Below are 23,734 nucleotides of genomic sequence, written 5' to 3' on the forward strand. Positions count from 1 at the left end.
CAACGCACATGCAGCTTGAAGTATGACGAGTATAATAGGTGGGGGTTTCTGCCATAAACCGCAACGTCTGTTCCCAGTCAATCACGCCCGCATCGGAGCCCAGCCCGGTAGCCACCAGCCCAGAAACTGCCGAACCGAGCTGGCAAGCCTGTTCAAGATCCCAGCCTTTCGCCAGACCGGCAATAAAGCCGCCGCAGTAGCTGTCACCGCAGCCCGTGGTATCCGATACCGCCACGCGGTAGGCGGGAATGCGCAGCGTGACATCCTCGCTGAACACGTAAGACCCTGCCGCGCCCGCTTTGAAAATGCAGGTGCCAACGCCACGATCGAGAAAGAAAGCCGCAATCTCTGCCGGTTGCGTCAGGCCGGAGATAAACGCAGCCTCTTCCAGCGACGGCATAAAGTAGTCTACATCCGGCAGCAACGGTGTCAGCAACGACAGCGTCTCTGCATTCGGTGCAATCAGGTCGAAACTGGTCGTCAACCCTTTGGATTTGGCGTGACGAAGCAGACGCGCGCTCTGCCCCTGATCCATTTTCGCCAGCAGCCCTGTACCGCCGTGGTGTAAGAAACGCGCATTGCACACGGCGTCAAAATCCCGCTCGTCGATGAACAGGTGATCTGATGCCCCGCGATAGTGTAGCGCCGGACGCTCACCATCTGGGCGAATGGTCAGAATCGTCGCCGAGGTCGATGCCGCCGTCGTTCTCTGAACCAGAGAGCAGTCGATGCCCAGCTTGTGATAGGCTGCCAGAATAAAATCCGCTTTTTCATCCTCACCGAGACAGGCCGCCGTCGCCGTGCGGATACCTAGCTTGGCGGCGTTCATCGCCGCACCGCTGGCCGTCCCAGCAGGGTTAAGGCGAATTTCATCAATAAAGTGGACGCCGCCGCCTTCAGGCAAACCGGTCACCGGCCGACCCGCGACATCCAGAATGGTTAATCCAACAAAAACCGCATCAAATTGACTCACGCTCTCTCCTTGTTCATATTCTGCTTCTTCACATTCTGTTTTTTTATTCATGTTTGAACATTTATTGCCGCTGACGCAGCCGCCCTTGCAGGAAAGAGAGCGCCAGCGCCAGCACTAAAATCACGCCGCTCAGCGCATCTTTTACGATGAAGTTCAGCCCCATCAGGTTCAAACCGTTGGCGATCATACCGAGAAAAAGCACGCCGATTAGCGTCCCCGCCACGTTGGGTCGCCCCTGCGCATGAAACGCGGTGCCGATAAAAACGGCGGCAATCGCGTCCATCAGGTAAGCCTGTCCGGCCAGCGGCGTAAATTGACGCAGATTGGCGGATAACACCACACCGCCGATGGCGCACGTCACCGACGTGACAATCAGCAGCCAGAACATCGTGCGCCGCACATTAACACCCGCAATCAGCGCCGCTGGCGCATTCAACCCCATCGCATGGATACGTTTACCCGCAATCGTCCGTTCAAATAACAGGTAGTAGGCAAACCACAGCACCGCGACAATCACGATCGGCACCGGAATACCCCACAGGTCACCCACAGCCAGCTCGTGGTACTGCGGTGCCATCCGACGATAAGCGATCGGCCCGCCGCCCTCGGTGTAAATGCGCTCAATACTGCTGCCGATAAACCAGGTTCCTAGCGTTGCCAAGAATGGCTTAATTCGACAATGAATAATCAGCACCGCATTAACCACCCCCACCAGCGCACCACCCGCCAACGCGGCCAATACCGCAGCCTGCCACGGCAGACCATAGACTTTGAGTGCCACCAGCGCGAAGGCGGCGCCAAAATCCAGCGCAACGCCCACCGACAGATCGATCCCACCGGCCGTCACCACTAGCGTCATAGCCAGCGCCACAATCAACAGCACCGCGCTACCTTGCAGCAGGTTTCCCCAGTTGCCTAACGTCAAAAATATCGGATTTTGCAGCGAGAAAAACACCAGAAACGCCAGCAGAATGACCAGAAAACCATAGCGGATAAAGAACGACAGCCCCAGTCTGCCGCCCGGCAACGCAGGCTGCGCCGCCAAAGAAGAACTTTTCACGCGTGACTCCTTTGCCTGCGTAGCGAGGCGGCGGCGAGCACCACCAGAATCAGTACGCCCTTAATTGCGCCGACCCAGAAGATATCGACTCGCAGCAGCGCCAGACCGTTCGACAGCGCGTTCACCAGCAGCGTGCCCAGCAAGGCCCCCCAGATGGTGACCACCCAACGGCGAGAGAACGCCGCGCCAAGAAACGTCGCCAGTACCATCTCTAGCAACAGCGGTTCTGCCGTGCCGGGCGAACTGCCGGATCCTTGCGCCACCAGCGTCAGCGAGGCCAGTGCCGCCGCCAATGCACCTAACAGATACGAACCGATAACCAATGGCGTGTGGGATATGCCCGACAGTTGCGCCGCTTCGCGGTTTCCTCCGGCGGCCTGCAAATGCTGACCCCAGCGGCTATGGTGAACGATAAACTGAAACAAGAGGAAAACCAGCAGCATAAACCAGACCGCCAGCGGCAAACCTAGCAGAGTGCTATCGCGAAACGCCACAATTACCGGATCGCTCACGCTGATGCGTCGCTGCTGGGTCAGCAAATTGGTGAGCCCGATAACGGCTACGGAACAGGCTAATGTCGCCAACAGCGGCGGTAGCCGAATCGCCACCACCAGCGCCGCATTCACCGCGCCCGCCAGTAACGCGGCCCCCGCCACGCACACAATCAACCACGAATAGCTGATATCCGCGTTAGTCAAACCGTCGCTGATTATCGCTACGGCAAGTACCGCAATCGCAGGCAGCGAGAGATCGATACCGCCAGAGACCACCTCGTCACCGCCGCCCGTAATCACGCAGACGAGCCCGAAGCATAAGATCGCCAGCGGCGCGCTTTGTCGCAAAATAATGGTGATATTTTGCCAACTGAGAAAATAAGGTGCACTCAGGCAGAGAAAAAGCAGCAGCACCGCAAACAGCAGTAAGGGAATATGATTGAAAAGTCGGGCTAAATGCGGCGTAGAGCGGATGAATTGTAGGGCGCGAGTCATACCGCCTCCTGCGTGCGGCCGCTGCTGGTCAAGGCCAGCAGGCTATCCAGCGAGAGGTGTTCCGTCGGCACATCGGCGATGAGTTCACCGCGCCACATCACCAGAATGCGATCGCAAAGCCCCAGGAGTTCGCCGTCATCGCTGGAAGAGACAATAACGGCCCGCCCTTCTGCCGCGAGCTGCCGGGTAAGCTGATAAATTTCGGCTTTCGCGCCAATATCGACGCCCAGCGTCGGTTCATCAAGAATAAACAGCCGGGTATCGGTCTTTAGCCAGCGCGCCAGTATCACCTTCTGCTGGTTACCGCCGCTTAAATTGCGCACAGGAACGCTGACATCGCACGGCCGGATATCCAGCGTCTGCGCCAGATGATTCGCCTGTGCTACCGCTTGCTTACGCCGCAGCCAACCGCGCCAGGCTACCGCAGGTAAAGAAGCCAGATTGATATTGTCCGCCACCGATAGCGGTAAAATCAGCCCGTCATGACGACGATCGCGCGGCACCAGCGCCATTTTCTGTGCGATGGCCTGTACCGGAGAACGTGGTCGCAGCGTCCGATCATTGATCGTAATATGTCCCTCACGGGCAGGCGAAATACCATAGAGCGCATCAATCAGCGCCTCACGCCCCGAGCCTAACAGTCCTGCAATGCCGACGATTTCTCCCGCAGCAACCTGAAAACTTATCGGCTGAAAATGTTGTCGATCCGTGAGCTGTTCAACCTGTAGCAAAGGCGTCTCACTTTTCTCTGTCTTTCGTTTTCCGTCAAACAGGCTGACAATCTCTCGTCCCACCATCAGACGAATCATTCCATCGATATCCTTCGTCTCAGGATCGTCCAGCGTCGTCACGCCCTTACCATTGCGTAACACGGTGACGCGATCGCAGATATCCGCAATTTCATTGAGATAGTGGGAAACATAGATAATGGCGATGCCGCGCTGTTTCAGCGTCTGGAGTGTATGCAGTAGTTGCGCGGCTTCACGCGCTTCCAGCGGCGCGGTCGGTTCATCAAACACCACAAGCCGCGCCTTGCCATCAATCAGTGCCCGCGCAATCTGTACCAGTTTACGTTGCGCCAAACTTAAATCCCGAATCAGCTGGTTGGCATCTATCGATAAATTGAACGTGTGTTGAAAAAACTGTTCGGTTTCACGCCGCATCGCCCGACGATCAACGCCTCGCCAGCGGCTCACAATTTCCTGCCCGAGAAACACCGATTCCGCCACGGTAAAATGGGGAATCAGATGCAGTTCCTGATGGATAAAACGAATGCCGTGCGCGTGAATAACCGCTGGCGTCACGGCGGTCAGCCGCTGTCCATCGATAGCGATCTCGCCACTGTCCGCAGCATAGACCCCAGCCAGCACTTTGATTAAGGTCGATTTCCCCGCGCCGTTTTCCCCAATCAGGCCGAGAATTTCTCCCGGCCGAACCGTTAGTGATACGTTGTCCAGCGCGGGAATCCCCGCGAACTGCTTGCTGATGTGCGTCATTGCCAGACCGCCGCCGGACGGCGACGGGGCTGCGTGATATCCCACCATAGCGTTATTTCAGTTCGCCATAGCCAAGCTGTTTATAGACCGCTTTGGCTTCTGCCTCCCCTTTGACGGGCAACACTGGCACAAACGTCTGCGGCAGCAGCGTGGTGCCAGCGAAATAGCGGGCGACGTTTTTCGCTGATGTGGTGCCAATCAGACGCGGCTGCTGCGCAACGTTGGCAACAAACGGGCTGCCTTTCTCCGCCATAATTTCCAGCGTTTCTGGCCCGGCATCAATCGCCGTGACCTTCACATCCTTGTCACGCCCGGTTTCTTCCAATGCTTGTACCACGCCGATGGCCGGCTGATCCCAGCAGGCAACATGGATCGCATCCAGCGTGCCTTTAGGATGCTGGCTCAGCAGCTCAAGAGTTTTCTTACGCGCATCTTCCGGCGAGTTGGAATACTGCTCAGCCAGCTCAGGCTGAATGATTTTGATCCCCGGATAATCTTGCAGGACGTATTTCCACAAATCATAGCGGATACCACAGATGCGCAGCGCGTTGGAGAACGCGTTGAACACCGCAATATTGCCTTTTCCGCCCAGCGCATCTGCCGTATAGCGCCCGATCGTCGAACCGATCGCGTAGTTATCCGACGTCGTGTTATTAATGGAGTAAGACGAAACGTGATCGACGGTAAAAACCGGAATTTTCGCGTCACGCAGCGCTTTAAATTTCGGTTCTACCGCACTGTCGCCAAGAATACTGATCACCGCATCCACCTTACGCGCCAGCAGGATATCGTGGTTATTGGCATGAACCTGATTATCACGCCCGCCATCTACGCCCACGACCTGTCCACCGAGTTTCTCAATTTCTTCGGTCGCCCCTTTGTAGGCTTCACGATCCCAAAAATGCTGTGTCCCCACGACGGCGACACCAATGGTTTTTCCCTTCAATGACAGTGTCTCATCAGCCGCCTGAACAGAGGTCATAACCCCCGTAGCCAGCACGCACGCAGCAAGACGAGAAAAGCGAGTCTTCATCATTTTTATCCCGGTTTTTATAAAATTATTAGCAGTGAAAGAGATTAGCAACGGGAAAAGTTAAATCGAAATAACAAAAATGATAATGGCTAGTGATTAAATAGAAATAGCATTGATACACAGATGTAATGATTTTTACCTATTGAATTTTAAGGAATAAGTTATAAAAAAAGCATCTTGTTTTTTATCCCTATAAAGTTAATGGTTAAGGTTCTTCTATACCTAAGGGAAAGCAGACATGACAACGCTATCGATTTACCACCGTCCGCAGATCACACAGCCCGTCCAGCAGTTCACCACGTTTAATGACATCGCTTCCCTGCTCGCCAGCGCCGGGATCCAGTTAGAACATTGGCAGACCGAAGCACCTCCGCTCGACGCCAGCAGCGAAACCATTTTGACGCAGTACCGTGCCGATATTGAACGTCTCAAACAGCAGGAAGGCTACACCTCTGCCGACGTGATCAGCCTGACGCCAGATCATGCCGAGAGACTGGCGCTGCGGGAAAAGTTTCTTCAGGAACACACCCATAGTGAAGATGAAGTGCGCTTCTTCGTACGCGGTAGCGGAAGCTTCTTTGTGCCGATTGGCGAGCAGGTTTTCCAGCTTACCTGTGAGGCCGGCGATCTCTTACGCGTTCCCGCCAACACGCCGCACTGGTTTGACTGCGGCGAATTCCCTGATTTTGTCGCGATCCGTATTTTTACCAATCCAGAAGGCTGGGTTGGGCACTTTACCGGACGGGAAACGTTTCACTAATTCCACGATCGTTTCTGCATTTCTCCGCCGTTCCCTTTATACTGTGCGTTTTGTACGAAGACGAACGGCGAGACCCCCTCCGTAATGATGAACAACGATGTCCTGCGCAGCGTGCGCTATATGCTGAATTTCAATAATGACCACCTGCTGAAGATCCTGGCGCTGGTGGAGATGACCGTCCCCCCCCAGCAGTTGGCGAGCTACGTCAAAAAAGAGGGAGAGGAAGGCTATCAGCCTTGCCCGGACATCGTGATGAGTTATTTCCTGAATGGGCTGATTCTGCAAAAACGCGGTCAAGATGAAAACCAGCCTGCGCCGCAGTTTGAACGCAAGATGACCAACAATATTATTCTGAAAAAGCTGCGTGTCGCGTTTTCACTAAAAACGGATGATATTCAGGCGATCCTGCAGGCACAAAATTTTCGCATTTCAGTACCGGAAGTCACCGCGATGATGCGCGCACCTGATCATAAAAACTATCGCACCTGCGGCGATCAGGTGATCCGCTACTTCCTGAAAGGGCTAACTGCGCGAGTCCGTAAAGGCTAAAAGCAACGCGTTAGCGAAAGGACGTGAGCGCTGCCTGACTGACCTTCCTCGTAAGGGCATCAGCAACGCTCAGTTTTTAGTGCGGTATTGTTTAGCTCAGTATCAATGCTGTGTGTCATGCAGGATAGCCGTGACCAACTGCTCCAGCTCTTCTTCCTCAAGCTGAGTGACCTGCTGCACGCTGTTCTTATCCATTCCCGTTAGCAATAAATTACGGGCAATTTGTCTGGCACTGTTTTTCATCCCTTGTTCAATGCCCTGCTCCAATCCTTGCTGAATACCGCGTTGGATGCCTTCCTCGAATCCCATTTTTTTCAATTGTTCTGCAATCGTCATAATGTCCTCCTGACCGGTTGATAGCGGTGCAGCCAGTGCGTCAATGAAATCTGCGGGTTTGGATGTGTTTCCCGCTTGTGCAATATAAAATAACAGCGCCCGACGCTGCGTCAGCGGCACCGACCAGCGTTCAAATAGTAACCCAATCTCCCGCGCCAACTCCAGCATATCACGGGTACGAATATGCTTCTGTACCAGTTCCAGTAACGCCATCCGTCGGTGCGTGCGGATTTCATCGTCTGGCATGACAGTTAAATCCACCAACGGGAAAGGCTGTTCATACAGCGCTTTTGCCAGTACAGGATCGGCGAAACTGTCCAGCCAGCGGAGGCTGTAAGGATAAGGACGCGCTCTGCCATGATAAAACAGCAGCGGCACCACTAGCGGTAAGCGATCGTGTCCCTGATCCAGATGCTGCTGCATGGCAGCCAGACAATAGCGCAGCAGCCGGAAAGCCATCTGCTTTTCCGGGCGGCTTTGGTGTTCAATCACACAGTAAATATACCCTTTGCCTGCGGTGGTACGTAGCGAGTACAGCACGTCCGATATCCGCGCGCGCAGCTTTTCATCAATAAACGACGCGGATTCCAATTGCAGCGTGCTGAAATCACACCGTGCACGGATTTCATCCGGCAGATGGATAGTCAGAAAATCCCGTGCGACCGCGATATCGCTGAGAAACTGTTTGAAGATCGCATCATGCGATGGCATCTCGTCCCCTTCCCTGTAGACCATGACTAAAAATTCAGTAGGGAGGGTAACGGGGATGCGATAACAAAACAGAAGACAGCGGAGAAAGTGGAAAGCGCCTCGAAGAAAAACACGTTCTTTCACGTTAAAAAGTACTTCACATTCAAAATGAGGCGCTAATCGTCAAAAAGAATCTGTTGCCGTCAGGCGGCTTCATGTTTTTCCATCATCAAACGTGCAGGGGCTGCATCAACATGCAGCGCCGGATGACGACAGAAGCGAACGACGTCACCGACCACCAGCAGGCTCGGCGACTGTGGCTGATAGCGAGCAAGCAGTGCTGGTAAGGTTTCCAGCGTTGCCGTTAATAATCGCTGATCCGGCTGGGTGCCGCGTTCAATAATCGCGACAGGCGTCTGCGCGGACAGACCGTGTTCGATCAGGCGCTGGCACAGTCGACTGCTGTGGCTCAGCCCCATATAGAACACCAGCGTTTGCTGGCTGTCCGCCAGTGTCGGCCAGTCCAATTGCGGTTCACCATCGCGCGAATGGCCGGTCACGAAGCGTACCGACTGCGCACAGGCCCGGTGCGTCAGCGGTAACCCCACTGCTGCCGCACAGCCTGTCGCGGCAGTAATACCGGGCACCACATGACAGACAATCCCGGCCTGCTGGGCATAATCCATCTCTTCGCCGCCGCGACCAAAAATAAAGGGGTCGCCGCCCTTGAGACGAATCACCCGTTGCCCAGCCTGCGCCAGTTCAACCAACAGCTGATTGATTTTCTCCTGCGACAAACGGTGGCAGCCGCGCGTTTTTCCGACATCGATACACAGCGCCTGCTCCGGCACCAAATCCATAATCTCCGCCGACACCAGCCGATCGTAGACCACCACATCCGCCTGCTGGATTGCCCGCAACGCCTTCAGCGTCAGCAGTTCTACATCGCCCGGCCCCGCGCCTACCAGCCAGATTTCACCGCCGAGTACAGGCTGACGCCGCTGGCCCTTCGCCAATATTGATTGTGTTGTCATCATGTCACACCTCATTACGCCGTGGCGCTCAACCTGCTTTTTTCAATTCATTGACCGTTATCGGCACATGCTGACTCAATAACGCCTTCAGTTCGGGGATACAGGAACCGCAGTTGGTGCCGCATTTCAGCGTACCGCCTAACGCTGCCACGCTGTGACACCCCTTACGAATCGCACCGACGATGATCGCTTCGCCAACGCTATAACAACTGCAAATCGTAGCTCCCTGCTTCACCTGTCCTTGTGGAGCCTGACCTGCCAGCAGTGCATGGCGCTCGTGCGGTAGTTGCGGTGGAGTAGCAAACGCCTGACGCACCGCATCGCTGTCGATACGCAGCGCCTGCGCACTCACATAGCAGGCCAACACCACCCGGCCATCGCGCCAGCCAATCAGGTGAAATACGCCATTGCCCTGCGCAACCTGACACTGCATATTTTCCAACCCGTAATGTTCAGTCAGCCATGCCTGCCAGTCGTCTACCGGCACACGGTCGGCAAACAGATACTGCGTCACGCCTTCATGAGGCACTTTGCTCCAGTAGGTAGCGGGCGGCGGCAGAACGTCATGCTCTGCGGGTAAGGTTAATGGCGCAGTCGGCGGCTCGTCGGCAAAAAACAGCGTTGCCTGCCAGGCGGTATGCCAGGGTTGGATACGCACCCGGCTGTGTTTGCTTTCCGGCTGCCCGGAATACGGATCGGTAATCGGCGCAACTAAACTGTCAGCCCGCGCCTGAGCGCTGAACTGCTGATTCCAGTGCATCGGTACAAACACGCTGCCGCGCGCCTGTCCGGCATCGAGTCGTGCCCGCACCAGCATCCAGCCGTGTACCGACGACAGACGCACCAGATCGCCCGCCTGAATATCATGCGTCTGCGCATCCTGTGGATGCAGCTCGCAGTAGGGCTCGCTGATATGACGCATCAGCCGAGCCGCTTTGCCAGTCCGCGTCATGGTGTGCCACTGATCGCGAATACGCCCAGTGTTCAGTATCAGCGGATACGCCGCGCTCCACGGACTTTGCGGCAGCGACGGTGTTACCGCCACCAGACGCGCTTTACCATCGGCATGCCAGAATCGGCCATCGTCACCCAGTCGAGCGCGCCCCTGTGGATATGTCGCATTCACCGGCCACTGTATCGGCTCCAACTGCTGCCACTGCTGATTGCTGAGCGTCGCCAGCCCGCTGATATCAAACGCGCGGCTGCCATTATTCTCAAACCCAGACAGCGCCGCATGTTCACGAAAGATTTCCGCCGGATGCTGATAAGCAAATGCCTCGGCAAATCCCATACGCTGCGCCACCTGACTCAGTATCCACCAGTTGGCTTTGGCTTCCCCCGGCGCGGGCAGAAAGGCTCGCTGACGAGACACCCGGCGTTCGGAATTGGTCACCGTGCCGTCCTTTTCTCCCCAACCCAACGCGGGCAGTAAGATATCGGCGGTTTCTGCGGTATCGGTGTGACGCATCACCTCGGAGACGATCACCAGCGGGCAGCGTTCCAGCGCTTGTTTCACCCGGTCGGCATCCGGCATCGACACCACCGGATTAGTGCCCATGATCCACACCGCTTTAATATCGCCGCGTTCAACCGCGCGAAACAGTTCCACCGCATTCAGACCGGGCTGCGTCGCCACATTATCGCTCTGCCAGAAGCGCCCTACGCGCTCGATGTCCTGTGGCGTAAAACCCATGTGGCTGGCAAGCTGATTAGCTAACCCGCCGACTTCCCGTCCACCCATCGCATTTGGCTGTCCGGTTATCGAAAAGGGGCCGGAACCCGACACGCCGATTTTACCGCTCAGCAGATGCGCATTAATGATGGCATTGCATTTATCACTGCCCGAAGACGATTGGTTGACGCCCTGCGAATAGAGCGTGACCACTTTATCGCTGGTGCTGAACAGGTGATAGAAACACTCGATATCGGCTTCATCTAGCCGACAGAACTCCGCCACCTGCGCCACCGACCACGCCTGCGCTGACTGTAATGCTTCTTCCACACCGGAAAAGCGCTCGGCCAGTTCGGCGATATCGATGCGTGAATCCTGCGCAATCCAATGCAGCAGGCCGTTGAACAGCCCGGCATCGCTGCCGGGTTGCAGCGGTAAATGCAGATCGGCAATATCGCAGGTTGCGGTACGTCGTGGATCGATCACCACCACCTGCATCTGTGGCCGCTGCTGTTTCGCCTGCACCAGTCGCTGATACACCACCGGATGTGCCCAGGCGGTATTAGAACCGACCAGCACAACCACATCCGCCAGCTCGATATCTTCATAATTACAGGGAACGGCATCCGCCCCTAGTCCGCGCTTATAGCCAATCACCGCTGACGCCATACACAGCCGCGAATTGGTATCCATATTGGCGACGCCAATGAAGCCTTTCATCAGCTTGTTGGCGACGTAGTAATCTTCCGTCAACAGCTGGCCTGAACCATAAAACGCGACCGACTGCGGGCCGTGTTGCTGCATGGTCGCCAGCAGCCGTTCAGCCACCGTATCGAGCGCCTGATCCCAGCTAACGCGACGCCCTTCCACCAGCGGCCACAGCAGGCGGCCTTTCAAATCCAGCGTTTCTCCCAGCGCGGAGCCTTTGACGCACAGCCGACCTAAATTCGCCGGATGTGCGGGATCCCCGCTGATCTTTACCGCACCTTGCCCATCGTGTTCTGCCAGCACGCCACAGCCGACGCCACAATACGGGCAGGTTGTCCGACAGACGCGCGCGTTCATGATGCTTTCGCCATAGCTGTCTCTGCCAGCGAGACGCTTTCAGGCACGGCCAGCGGTTGACGGCATACCCAGATTTCATCATCTTCCACGCGCACCGGCCAGGCACGCACGTACAGCGCGCTGTCATCCGGGCTGACGCCGTCTCGCAGTTTGAAGCGTTTTTTGTACAGCGGAGAAATCACGACTGGCTCACCCGCCACGTCACCCAATAGCCCACGCGACAGCACGTTCGCCCCGCTGCCCGGCTCATGGTTTTCTAACGCGTACACCTGCTGCTCGCTACCCGGCAGGTGGAACAGCGCGATCTGCTGCTGTCCGAGGCGCGCCGCCATGCCAGCATGACGCGGAATATCGCCCAGCGTCGCCACCTGTACCCACTCCGCTTCATGCGCGGCGGGTTTTAGCACAGCGGGTTCTGCCGATACCGCTTTCTCATGATCCTGTGCCGGACGGATCTGCCCACGCTCAGGCACCATCACCACCGCTTCATCCGGGCTATCGCTGTTCAGGAAGCCGCGGAACAGCGCCAGACGTTCCGGGCTTTCCAGCGTGGTTTGCCATTCGCACTGGTAGGCATCCACCACGCGCTGCATCTCTTTATCTAACTCTTCGCCGATATTCAGGCTGTCCTCCAGAATCACCTGACGCAGATAGTCGATACCGCCCTCCAGATTATCCATCCAGGTGCTAGTGCGCTGGAGGCGATCGCCGGTGCGGATATAGAACATTAATACCCGATCGATGGTGCGCAGCAGGGTTTCCGTATCCAGATCGCTGGCGAAGAGATCCGCATGACGCGGTTTCATGCCGCCATTGCCGCACACGTACAGATTCCAGCCTTTGTCCGTGGCAATCACGCCGATGTCTTTGCTTTGTGCCTCCGCACATTCGCGAGTACAGCCAGAAACGGCCATTTTGACTTTATGCGGCGAGCGCAGCCCCTTGTAACGGTGCTCCAGTTGGATCGCCAGCCCGGTGGAATCCTGCACGCCGTAGCGGCACCAGGTCGAGCCCACGCAGGACTTCACGGTACGCAGCGATTTACCGTAGGCATGGCCGGTTTCAAATCCAGCATCGATCAGCTCACGCCAGATCTCTGGAAGCTGTTCTAAGCGAGCACCGAATAAATCCACCCGCTGGCCGCCGGTGATCTTGGTGTACAGGTTATAGCGCTGCGCGACCTGCCCGATAGCGATCAGGCCTTCTGGCGTGATCTCCCCCGCCGGAACGCGCGGCACGACGGAATACGTGCCGTCTTTTTGGATATTGGCAAAGAAACGATCGTTGGTATCCTGCAACGGCAGGTGCTGCGGTTGCAGCAGATAGTCATTCCAGCAGGAGGCCAGCATAGAACCCACCAGTGGCTTACACACTTCGCAGCCCAAACCGTGGCCGTAACGCTCAAGGAGGCTGTCGAACGAGCGGATCTCATGCACGCGAATCAGGTGGTACAGCTCCTGACGTGAATAGGCGAAGTGCTCACAGATATCCTTCTTCACTTCGACGCCCAGTTGCGTCAGTTCGTACTCCATCACCTGTTTAAGCAACGGCACACAGCCACCGCAACCCGTCCCCGCTTTGGTGCAGGTTTTCAGGGCGCCCAATTCACCGCAGCCGCCTGCCACCGCCGCCGAGATATCGCTTTTGCTGACGTTATGACAGGAGCAAATCTGTGCGCTGGCGGGTAATGCCGCCACGCCCAGCCCTTTCGGCGCATCACCGGAACGCGCGGGCAAGATCAATCCTTCCGGCTGTTTAGGCAACGGCATATCGTTGAGCATCATTTGCAACAACGTGCTGTAATCACTGCTGTCGCCGATCAATACGGCACCCAGTAAACGCTTGCCGTCGGCAGACACGACGATTTTCTTGTAGACCTCGTTCGGGCCGTCCGTCCACTGGTAGCTTTGGCTTCCCGCCGTGCGCCCATGCGCATCGCCAATCGAAGCCACTTCCACGCCCAGCAATTTCAGTTTGGTGCTCATGTCCGCGCCGGTAAATGGCGTATCGCGCTGCGCCAGCGTATCCGCCACGCTGCGTGCCATTTGGTAGCCCGGTGCCACCAGCCCGAAAATCTGCCCTTTCCACAGCGCACACTCGCCGATGGCGAAAATCGCATCATCGGAAGTCTGGCAGCGGTCATCAATCACGATGCCGCCGCGCGGCCCTTTCTCTAAATCGCAGCTATCGGCCAATTTATCGCGCGGGCGAATCCCGGCGGAAAACAGCACCAGATCGGTTTCCAACACGCTGCCGTCAGCAAAGCAGAGGCGATGCAACGCCTGCTCGCCGTCGGTGATTTCACGCGTTTCTTTGCTGAGATGAATCTGTACGCCCAGCGCTTCAATCTTGCGGCGCAGCATGGTAGCACCGCCGTCATCCAGCTGTACCGCCATCAGACGCGGAGCAAACTCCACCACATGCGTGTCCAGCCCCAGTTGACGTAAGGCGTTTGCGGCTTCCAGACCCAGCAAACCGCCGCCAATCACCACGCCAGACTTGCCCTTTTTCGCCTGTGCTGCAATCGCATCCAGATCGTCCAGCGTGCGATACACCAGACAGCCGGGGCGCGTATTGCCGGGAATCGGCGGAACAAAGGCATAAGACCCCGTCGCCAGCACCAGTTTGTCGTAGGCGGTTTCTCTGCCCTGCGCATCACACACGCACTGACGTTCACGATCGATAGCCACGATCTCGCTGGCACTGCGCAGCTCAATGCCGCTCTCGGCAAAAAAGCCGTCTTTTACCAGCGACAGCGAAGCGGCACTGCGGCCGGAGAAATATTCGGAGAGGTGAACGCGGTCATAGGCTTCATGGCGTTCTTCGCCGAATACGACGATGTGGTAATGCTGATGCAGGTCGCGTTCAACTAGCTGTTCAAGAAAATAGTGGCCGACCATACCGTGGCCGACGACCACCAAAATAGGTTTGCTCATGACAGGAATCCTTACAGCTTCAGGCTGTGGGTCAGAATCAGGGGAAGAAAGGCCGAAAAGCAGCGAGGCAGGCGGAATCATCTCGCCTTCGGTGGTGCTATCCATCGTGGCCAGCAGGCGCTGGCTGTCGTCAGTGTCGCCATACAGCAGAACACCGCTCAGCCGACCGTCGCGAACGAGCAGACGACGATAGTGCTGCGTCTGCGGATCAAAAAGGGTGTACACCTCATCATCTGGTGTAACGTTAATATCGCCGCCGCTGACCACGCCAATACCGGTGACCTTCAGTCGCGTTGCCGCCTGCTCACGCTGGTAGTCTTTCGGTGTGTGTCCGGCAAGGCGCTGCGCCACCAGCGTGGCATGGGCAATACATGGGGCAACCAGCCCAAATATTTCGCCATTGAGTTCACAGCATTCGCCGATCGCGCTGATATACGGGTCGGCGGTTTGCAGTTGTCCATCCACCAGCACGCCACGGTTGCAGGGCAAGCCGCATTCGCGCGCCAGTTGGCTAGCAGGAATCACTCCCGCCGTCACCACCACCAGACCTGCCGGAATCGTGCGGCCATCTGCCAGCGCGACCGCCGTCACCCCGCGTTCATCGCCATGCAGCGCCACCACCTGCACATCCGTCTCGCAGGCAATGCCGCGTTCGCGCAGGCTGTCGCACAGCAGGTCACTCGCCGTGGCGTCCAGTTGACGCTCCATGAGAACCGGAACGCGATGCAGCAACGTGACGTCGGCACCACGCAGTTGCAGCGCCGCGGCGGCTTCAATGCCGAGCAAACCGCCGCCAATCACCACCGCAGGAACGGACTGGCCAATCGTCGCCAACATCAGCTCGACATCATCCAGCGTGCGGAAGCCGCACACGCCCGCCAGATCGATACCGGGCATAGGCGGCATAAACGGCGTGGAGCCGGTCGCCAACACCAGATGATCGTAATGCAACTGCCGTTGCGTCGTTGTCACCTCACGCTGCTGGCGATCGATATGGGTTACCCGCTCACCCAGCAGATAATTGACCGGCAGCGCCGCATCGTCGTCGAGAGTCGCTGGCGTCAGCAGCGTATCCGTAAACGCTTTTTCGCCGCTCAATACCGGCGACAGCAGGATACGGTTATAGCTGGCACGCGGTTCATCACCAATCACGGTGATTCGATAGCGCGTTGCGGCCAGTTGGCGCAGCACATCGACGAATCGCGCACTCGCCATCCCGTTACCAATCACAATCAGATGCGGTTTCATCATCGTTCCGGCCTCGCTGTCAGGCTGCTTTAGGCTGTTTTTCATATAAGAAATGCAGCACCTGCTGACGGTAATGGTGGTAGCGTGGATCGTCGGCCAGTACGACGCGTGAACGCGGACGTTCCAGCTCAACTTTCATGATTTCACCGACCGTCGCCGCGGGGCCGTTGGTCATCATCAGCACGCGATCCGACAGCAGCACTGCTTCGTCGACATCGTGGGTAATCAGCACAATCGTGGTTTGCAACCGCTGCTGAATCTCCATCACCGCATCCTGAAGATGTGCGCGGGTCAGCGCATCCAGCGCGCCGAACGGTTCATCCATCAGCAGGACTTTCGGCTTCATGGCCAGCGCGCGGGCGATACCCACACGCTGCTTCATCCCGCCGGAGATCTCATTCGGTCGCTTGTTCAGCGCGTGCTCCATATGCACCAGTTCGAGATTGTGGGTAATCCATTCGTGCATTTCGCGCTTGTTCATCTGGCCACGAAACACCTGGCGTACCGCCAGCGCCACGTTTTCGTAGGTGGTCAGCCACGGCAGCAGCGAGTGGTTCTGAAAGACCACACCGCGCTCCGGCCCCGGGCCGTCGATTTCACGGTTGTCACACAGCAGGCCGCCGCTGCTCGGCAGCGTCAGGCCAGCAATCAGGTTCAATAACGTAGATTTACCGCAGCCGGAATGGCCGATCAGGCTGATCGTCTCACCGGTGTGAATATCAAAACTCACCTGATCCAGCGCCAGAAACTCACCGCTGGCGGTATTGAAACGCTGGCTCACCTGCTGCACTTGAATAATGGGTGTTGTACGCATCGTCGGCTCCTTAGCGGTTGTCATAGCTGAAACGGTTAGCAATCCACACTAGTCCCTGCTCAAGCAGCAGACCGATAACGCCAATCACCACGATGGCGATGATGATGTTTTCCACATTCAGGTTGTTCCACTCATTCCAAATCCAGAAGCCGATACCGACGCCGCCGGTCAGCATTTCCGCCGCCACAATGACCAGCCAGGCGACACCAATCGACAGACGCACACCGGTTAATACGTTAGGCAGCACCGCAGGCAGCAGAATCTTGCGCATGATGGTGAATTCGGAGAGCTTCAACACCCGCGCCACGTTCAGGTAATCCTGTGGGATGCGGCGCACGCCTTCGGCGGTATTGAGGATCATCGGCCAAATGGAGCAGATAAAAATGGTCCAACTGGATGCCGGTTCGGCACGTTGGAACAGCAGCAAGCCGATAGGCAGCCAGGCCAGTGGACTGACCGGACGCAGCAGCGAAATGATCGGGTTGAGCATGTTGGCCAGAAACGTAAAACGACCAATCAGGAAACCAGCAGGAATGCCGACCAGTGCCGCCAGTCCGAAGCCAATGCCAACACGTTGCAGTGAGGCCAATACGTTCCAGCCGATGCCCTGATCGTTCGGCCCTGCGATGTAAAACGGATCGGCAAAGAGGCTGAGCGCCGCAAGCCAGGTCGTCCACGGCGTCGGGAAGTTTTCGCTGTTGAGCGCGGCAATCTGCCAGACCGCAACCAGCAGCCCCAGCCCCAGTACCGCAGGGAAAAGTTGTTGAAACAGCTTGCGCAGCAGCGGGCGGTAGGCGAAAACCGGTGTCGCCGGTGCTTTTGCAGGCGTTGCGGGTTTAGTTGGCAGCGGCGTAATGTCGGCGCTGTGTACGGTTTCCGGGGCGTTATCCGCGGTAATTGGAATGACCTGGGCCTGGTTTTTCATCATCAACCTCACTTATTTCTTCACGCTAAAACTGTTGGCATAACCCGCTGGATCGCTACCATCCCAGCGACGGCCATCGATGAGCACGCTGCTGCGCATGTCGCTACCGGGCAATGGCACATTCCCCACGGCATCGGCCGCCTGCTTATAGATATCAATACGGTTAACCTGCTTCGCGACAGCCAGATAATCCGGCTCTTCGGTGAGCAAGCCCCAGCGTTTGTGCTGGGTGAGGAACCACATGCCGTCGGACAGGTACGGATAGTTCACGGAGCCGTCGTGGTAGAAACGCATCGCGTGTTCGTCTTTCCAGCTTTTCCCCAGCCCGTTCTCGTACTGGCCCAGCATACGTCCGACGATAGTTTCTTCTTTGGCATTGATGTACGCGCGTCCGGCAACCACGCCAGCTGTTTCGCGGCGGTTGTCATCCGAGGCATCAATCCAGCGCGAGGCATCGAGAATCGCGGCGGTCAGCGCACGGGCGCTATTTGGGTTGGCGTTTACCCAGTCAGCACGGGTGCCCAGCACTTTTTCCGGATGATCTGGCCAAATATCTTGCGAGGTGGCGGCGGTAAAGCCGATGTTTTCACTGATGGCACGCTGGTTCCACGGCTCGCCGACGCAATAGCCAACCATGTTGCCAATCTTCATGTTCATCACCATCTGCGGCGGCGGCACCACCACGGTGCGCACGTCGTTCAGCGGATGAATACCGGCGGAGGCCAGCCAGTAATAGAGCCACATGGCGTGCGTACCGGTTGGGAAGGTTTGCGCGAAGGTGTAAGTGCCCGCAGGACTAGCGGCAACATACTTTTGCAGCGCGGCGAGATCCGTGACGTTGGCTGCACGCAGCTGGTTCGCCAGCGTGATGCCTTGTCCATTCTGGTTGAGCGTCATCAGTGCCGCCATGTTGCTCTGTGATCCAGACAGCCCCATTTGCAGACCGTACAGCTGACCATACAGAATGTGGGCGGCGTCCAGTTCACCCGATACCAGCTTGTCGCGCACCGCGGCCCAACTGGCTTCTTTGCTGGGAACAATGGTGATGCCATATTTCTTATCGAAGCCTTTCACTGCCGCCATCACGACCGAGGCGCAGTCCGTCAACGGGATAAACCCAACCCGAATTTCCTTTTTCTCCGGTGCGTCGGAACCGGCAGCCCAGGCGCTATTCATCAACCCCGGCAGCATCAGGCTGCCTCCCAGTGCAGCACTCCCCAACAGAAACTGGCGGCGAGAGACGGTCATGCTTTTGGTTTTGGAATCACTCATCAACGACACCCTTGCGCAAAACACCTTTTCAGGCGGTAAAAACAAAAACGGCGTCCACAAGCCCATGCAGAATCTGCACGCTTATGGACGCCGTTGTCCGATTAACACCTTCCGCACCGCCGTTGGCCCGAAACGCATTATGAATGTTTGGTTGTTGCTAATGAGTTAAAGCAAGGTTTGTGCCAGCTATCACACTTTTGAGCGTTCCACTTCGCAGGAGCCGTCTCTTAGTCACATTTCTATACAGACTCAGAGACAGTTTCGTGCGCCATACCATCACCATGATATGCAATACCGTACACGCGCCCGACGCAGGGCGCTCAAGCGCCGCAGCCCTGCGAACCCTGGCTTCTGGCTAAATTATGCCGCTACGCGGTGCCATCGGTGGACATGACCGCTAATCGAGCCGCCAGTGACGCGTTCCCGACGCGGCACTGACTTTCGCGGCATCCATGCCGCTCACTCGGCGGTCATGTCCGCCGCTGCATAATTTTTACGCCATGCGAAAGTAAGACATTAATAAATAGTGATATTTTATGATTTATGACCACGACAGAAAGAGGGTAATAGTGGTTTGTCTTTTCTGTCGCGTAAATTACGCTGAGGACAAATCAGTCTCCAGGATGAGCAGCATGGACGCTGCGAAAGTGGCTGCCGCGTCGGGAACGCGTCAGCCACGGTCCGTCAGGCGACTGATTTTCCGAAGGAACCGCGCAGCGGCGTAATTTCCCGCGAAAAAGCCTCGGGTCACGGGGCGGCGGCGACTGAGCGCCCCGTGTCGTGCGTGTGCTACGACGTAGCATAGAAATGACGATATTTTTACGCACGAAACCACTTCATACTGCCATTGACTCTGAGATTTCCTCCTCACGGGACGATGCCTTGCACCGCCAACTGGCAGAACACGCACAGTTCATGTGCATATACCTCTTAAGGGGTATCACCAAATACATCGGCCACCGCGAGCATCGCCGTCGCGATGTCAATCAGCTTTTTGTTCTGGCTCATCGCCATGCGGCGCAGGGTTTTGTAGGCCTCTTCTTCGCTTAATCCACGGTGCTGCATCAGCAAGCCCTTCGCACGATCGATCTGTTTTCTTTCATTCAACGTGGCTCGCAGCGCAGCCAATTCATGATCCTGCGCCTGTAAGCGACGCGACTGTTGCTGCACCAGCGACAGCAGCGATCGCCCCAACTGTGGGCTGACACCATCGCTATGTAACCAGCCGGGCTGCGCACTTTGTCCTTCTACATCATGGCCAGCGATAAATATCGAATAACCGGGATCGTCATGCTCCTGCTGCGCCATCAGCGCGTCGAGATCCGCTCGCTGATCGCTGCATGCCTTCTCCGCTGACGCAATACGGGTACGGCAGCGCTGCATCAGCGTCTGCTCCAGTTCATCCTCCATCTGTTTCATTTCATCAATGCGCCGCGTGGCAATCGAAAACCAGTGCAGGCTATCGGCTTCCGGCAGCTTTTCTATCGGGCTGCGGGTGCAGACAATGCGGCGCAGGCGCTCAAACTCGCTGTCTACCGTGATAGCACGCCAGCGCTGCTGGTTTTCTTCATCGCTAAAACTCAGAAAGGTATCGAAACAGCGATCCTGCCGTTCAATCAAATCCAGCAACTTTTGCCGCGTTTCCTCATCGACGCTGCCTGCCGCATAGGCCGCCGCGCCGATAGCTCGCTCCTGCCCCGCCAGTTCTTTCCCCTGCATAAAGCTGAACATGGCAATCAACGCGCGGGAAATCCCCGGATCGGCCGCCGTGTCTGAGACCTCAAAAACCAGCGCCAGCAGGTTGCGGACAATGTCGTTGAAAAACGTCATCGCCTGCGGCTGAGGCAGCAAACGCTGGCGAATCTGCTGGCGCAGCGCGGGCAGCAGGCTCAGCGCATAAACCACGCTGGCAACACGGCTGAATAAACGGCTCGCCTGCGGTAATTCCGCCGTCATTTTTTCCAATCCGGCCAGATGTGTCATCAAGTGCGTCTGTGCCACCTGCGCGTCTTTCTCACGTAGCGCCAGTTCGTCGGCGAACAGTCGACCATCGGAGCAAAGAAACAGGTTGGCCGTTCCCCGTTCACGCTGCAATAGATGGACGAGTTGGCTGATTTTGCCCACCAGCTCACCGCTTTGCAGCAGGTAACGCAGGCTGTTCAGCTCACACTGGCGCGAGGCAAGTAAAAATCGAATTGTCGTTGAAGGCTCCGCCACCATTGCTGTCTCTCCTGAAAAAACCACAGTCAGGAATATGCAATTAGCGCGCCATTTGCATCAGCTCACATTTGGCGGGAAGCAAGGACATGTTGTCCGCACGATGGCTGCCGATTTCGTACACGTTTCACTTCAATTTTTAAACTCCGTTACTAAACCAGCCCCATCGCAAAAGGTACTCTCATCATCGTTACTAAAACTGTTTTATAGCCATCGGCATGATGCTGACATCGGCGTGGAAACAGAAAGAATCGCTGTAAAAGCCGCATCGTAGCGACGTCACAACCATAGGAACGCATAAGCATGGCGAATTTATCTGAACAAGAAAGCTGGATTGATGGAATTTATCAGCTTGAGACATCGGATCCCGTTGTCGCAGGCCCAGGGGGTATCTCTAACCGTCAGGCTGAGCAATTAGCCAGCCGCACGGCTTACCTGAAAAAAATGCAGGAAACCACGGGTGAGAGTTTGCAGGTACATCTCGCTGCCAGCGACCCGCATTCGCAATATGCCCCAAAAAATAGCCCGGCGCTGACGGGAACACCCACCGCGCCAACGACAGCGCAAACGGCAAACAACACGCAAATTGCCACCACAGCATTTGTGAAATCGGCCCTTGCCGCACTGGTCAATGGCTCTCCGGCAGCACTGGATACGCTGCAAGAGCTGGCGAACGCGTTGGGCAACGATCCGCACTTCAGTACCACCGTGGTGAATGCCATTGCTGATGTGAAAACTGACGTAGCCAATAAGCTGAATGCCCATGCTTCCATCCTCGATGCGCATCCTCAGTATGCCCCGAAAGCCAGCCCTGCATTCACGGGCACGCCAACCGCGCCAACGGCTGCATCCAGTTCTAATGACACACAACTGGCGACAACGGCCTTTGTGAAAGCCGCCGTAGCAGCATTGGTTAATGGTTCTCCTGCGGCGCTCGATACGCTGCAAGAGTTAGCTAACGCGCTGGGTAATGACCCGAACTTCAGCACAACGGTGTTGAATACGCTGGCGGGGAAACTGGCAAAAGACCAGAACGGCGCGGATATTTTAGATAAAGAACGGTTTCGGCAGAATGTAGGATTGGTGAAGCAAATATCTGTTGATGATACAACACTCAGGGCGCTAATGATTAACGGCGCTCATGGTCTGGGCGCAAATGCACGACCTCGTGCTAACGGGTCAACGGGTGGTGCTGCTGGTTGTGGGTTTTTCTCATATAGCGCAGGTCAGGCTGACAATCCGTTTCCGGGGACGGGTGCGTCTGGCATTCACGTTCAAGAGGCCGCTACGTATGGGTGGGATCTATTAGGCAGAGACAGTGTCAGTCTGTCGTTTAAATTTCGTCAATTTACATATGACTCAGTGAGTGACTGGGTTGATGTGTACCACTCAGGGAATCTAACTCCTTCGGCTATTGGTGCGCTATCGCTGTCTGATATTGCCGGTATCCCGCTCCCGTTCCCTACCGCCGTCGCTCCAAGCGGCTGGTTGAAATGCAACGGCCAGACATTCGATAAAATTCTGTATCCGGTTTTAGCGTCACGCTACCCGTCCGGTGTATTGCCAGATTTGCGTGGCGAATTTGTTCGCGGCTGGGACGATGATCGCAGTGTTGATGCTGGACGGGCGTTGATGTCGTCACAGAGCGATGCAATTAGAAACATTACAGGTAGCGGCGCTATGACAACTGGGGCATACCCCGGAGTATTTTCAGGTGCATTTACACACAGTGCCATTGACGTGACACAAATCACAGCAAACACATTCACATCACAAAATGGTTTTGCATTCGACGCATCCCGCGTAGTCCCGACAGCATCAGAAAACCGTCCCCGCAATATCGCCTTTAACTACATCGTGAGAGCAGCATAATGAGCAACTATTCAACACAAATTAAAAACGCAGAACTGAACGAACACGGATTAGCCATCAACACGGGGTGGATTACCGTTTATCACGTTAATCCGACTACGCGGGAATATCAGAGCGCCAGCTATGAATATGTTATGCAAGGTGTTGGCCTGCCCGCCGACAGCTACGCGGACGAACCGCAATTGCCGCCTGTCGGCCAAGCCTTGCGCCGTAGTGCAGACGGTAAGGCATGGGAACCGGTGCCAGACTATCGCGGCCAGACGGTTTACAGTACGGAAACACGACAAGCGCAGACGGTGACGCAGTTCGGCGAACTGCCGGAAAATATGACATTTCTGGCTCCAGCAACCGAGTTTGATCAGTGGAATGGGGCGGCCTGGGTGACAAACTTAGAAGCGCAACAGCTTGCCGCAACCAAAAGCCTACAGCAGGAACTGACAGCACGGCGCGCGACAGCAAATACCCGAATTGCCGAGCTGAACTACGCAGTGGATTTGGCTATTGCCACGGATGAAGAGCAAGAGCGGCTAACCCAATGGAAAATTTATCTGGTGACGTTGAACCGCATTGATCTCACCGCTGCATCCGTCGTGTGGCCAGAAGCCCCTTCCGTGTAATCGGTGTAACCCGCATCCAATTACCTCAATAATGGTGTGCCGTATTTAACGTACGGCACACGCGCATCATTTCCGCATCATTAGTAATGGGCACTCTGATAATTCCCCATTATTTTCATCGCCAAATGTAAAATTAAATAAAAAATGAAACTGTTATATTTATACATCTCAAATCT

At 56.2% G+C, this 23,734-nt stretch carries 16 protein-coding genes and 1 pseudogene; 4 read left to right on the plus strand and 13 right to left on the minus strand.

Going from position 1 to position 23,734, the window contains the following annotated elements; translation table 11 throughout:
• Nucleotides 1-49: 49 nt before the first annotated feature.
• From EIP93_RS14760 to EIP93_RS14780, 5 genes and pseudogenes are all read right to left on the minus strand, one after another.
• Nucleotides 50-973, minus strand: a pseudogene (locus EIP93_RS14760) (carbohydrate kinase family protein); the annotation flags it as partial.
• Between the two features lie 61 nt (nt 974-1,034).
• Nucleotides 1,035-2,033 carry an ABC transporter permease gene (locus tag EIP93_RS14765; protein ID WP_107333139.1) on the minus strand — a complete coding sequence of 333 codons (999 nt, stop codon included), beginning with the start codon at nt 2,031-2,033 and terminating at the stop codon, nt 1,035-1,037.
• Entirely contained in the window at nt 2,030-3,022 is a 993-nt protein-coding gene (locus EIP93_RS14770; protein WP_125232916.1) for an ABC transporter permease, read from the minus strand. Before EIP93_RS14770 ends, EIP93_RS14765 begins: the two co-directional genes overlap by 4 nt.
• The gene (locus tag EIP93_RS14775; RefSeq protein ID WP_125232917.1) at nt 3,019-4,566 is read right to left on the minus strand and encodes a sugar ABC transporter ATP-binding protein; all 1,548 of its coding nucleotides are present in this window, start codon (nt 4,564-4,566) and stop codon (nt 3,019-3,021) included. The genes EIP93_RS14770 and EIP93_RS14775 overlap by 4 nt, the downstream gene beginning before the upstream one ends.
• Nucleotides 4,567-4,570: 4 nt before the next feature.
• Nucleotides 4,571-5,551 carry a sugar ABC transporter substrate-binding protein gene (locus EIP93_RS14780; RefSeq protein WP_010295285.1) on the minus strand — a complete coding sequence of 327 codons (981 nt, stop codon included), beginning with the start codon at nt 5,549-5,551 and terminating at the stop codon, nt 4,571-4,573.
• Between the two features lie 238 nt (nt 5,552-5,789).
• Here EIP93_RS14780 and EIP93_RS14785 point away from each other — a divergent pair, with 238 nt between their 5' ends.
• Both EIP93_RS14785 and EIP93_RS14790 read left to right on the plus strand, forming a co-directional pair.
• Nucleotides 5,790-6,311, plus strand: a complete 522-nt coding sequence (locus EIP93_RS14785) for a 1,2-dihydroxy-3-keto-5-methylthiopentene dioxygenase (RefSeq protein ID WP_102117754.1) — start codon at nt 5,790-5,792, stop codon at nt 6,309-6,311.
• A gap of 84 nt (nt 6,312-6,395) precedes the next feature.
• Nucleotides 6,396-6,860, plus strand: a complete 465-nt coding sequence (locus EIP93_RS14790) for a YehS family protein (protein ID WP_010295289.1) — start codon at nt 6,396-6,398, stop codon at nt 6,858-6,860.
• 102 nt (nt 6,861-6,962) lie between these two features.
• Here the strand turns inward: EIP93_RS14790 and EIP93_RS14795 are convergent, their stop codons facing one another.
• From EIP93_RS14795 to EIP93_RS14835, 8 genes are all read right to left on the minus strand, one after another.
• Nucleotides 6,963-7,907 (minus strand): Rpn family recombination-promoting nuclease/putative transposase, encoded by a 945-nt coding sequence (locus EIP93_RS14795; protein ID WP_103941043.1) that lies wholly within the window; start codon nt 7,905-7,907, stop codon nt 6,963-6,965.
• A gap of 182 nt (nt 7,908-8,089) precedes the next feature.
• A complete protein-coding gene (gene cobA, locus EIP93_RS14800; protein ID WP_125232918.1) occupies nt 8,090-8,923 on the minus strand; it encodes a uroporphyrinogen-III C-methyltransferase in 834 nt (277 codons plus the stop codon).
• 25 nt (nt 8,924-8,948) lie between these two features.
• The gene (locus EIP93_RS14805) at nt 8,949-11,657 is read right to left on the minus strand and encodes a nitrate reductase (protein ID WP_125232919.1); all 2,709 of its coding nucleotides are present in this window, start codon (nt 11,655-11,657) and stop codon (nt 8,949-8,951) included.
• On the minus strand, nt 11,654-15,841 hold the full coding sequence (nirB, locus tag EIP93_RS14810; RefSeq protein WP_125233349.1) for a nitrite reductase large subunit NirB: 4,188 nt from the start codon (nt 15,839-15,841) through the stop codon (nt 11,654-11,656). Before nirB ends, EIP93_RS14805 begins: the two co-directional genes overlap by 4 nt.
• 19 nt (nt 15,842-15,860) lie before the next feature.
• Nucleotides 15,861-16,655: an ABC transporter ATP-binding protein gene (locus tag EIP93_RS14815; protein ID WP_010295297.1), complete on the minus strand. Its 795-nt coding sequence runs from the start codon at nt 16,653-16,655 to the stop codon at nt 15,861-15,863.
• Between the two features lie 10 nt (nt 16,656-16,665).
• Entirely contained in the window at nt 16,666-17,580 is a 915-nt protein-coding gene (gene ntrB, locus EIP93_RS14820; RefSeq protein WP_103862145.1) for a nitrate ABC transporter permease, read from the minus strand.
• A 12-nt stretch (nt 17,581-17,592) separates the two neighbouring features.
• Nucleotides 17,593-18,852 (minus strand): CmpA/NrtA family ABC transporter substrate-binding protein, encoded by a 1,260-nt coding sequence (locus tag EIP93_RS14825; RefSeq protein WP_095995008.1) that lies wholly within the window; start codon nt 18,850-18,852, stop codon nt 17,593-17,595.
• Nucleotides 18,853-19,782: 930 nt separating this feature from the next.
• Complete coding sequence (locus EIP93_RS14835) at nt 19,783-21,072, minus strand: nitrate regulatory protein (protein ID WP_109224792.1); 1,290 nt, start codon at nt 21,070-21,072, stop codon at nt 19,783-19,785.
• 300 nt (nt 21,073-21,372) lie between these two features.
• Here EIP93_RS14835 and EIP93_RS14840 point away from each other — a divergent pair, with 300 nt between their 5' ends.
• Both EIP93_RS14840 and EIP93_RS14845 read left to right on the plus strand, forming a co-directional pair.
• A complete protein-coding gene (locus tag EIP93_RS14840; RefSeq protein WP_125232920.1) occupies nt 21,373-22,941 on the plus strand; it encodes a phage tail protein in 1,569 nt (522 codons plus the stop codon).
• Complete coding sequence (locus EIP93_RS14845; RefSeq protein ID WP_125232921.1) at nt 22,941-23,558, plus strand: tail fiber assembly protein; 618 nt, start codon at nt 22,941-22,943, stop codon at nt 23,556-23,558. Before EIP93_RS14840 ends, EIP93_RS14845 begins: the two co-directional genes overlap by 1 nt.
• Nucleotides 23,559-23,734 lie beyond the last annotated feature (176 nt).

The sequence above is a fragment of the Pectobacterium versatile genome, from assembly GCF_003932035.1.
Taxonomy (GTDB): Bacteria; Pseudomonadota; Gammaproteobacteria; order Enterobacterales; family Enterobacteriaceae; genus Pectobacterium; species Pectobacterium versatile.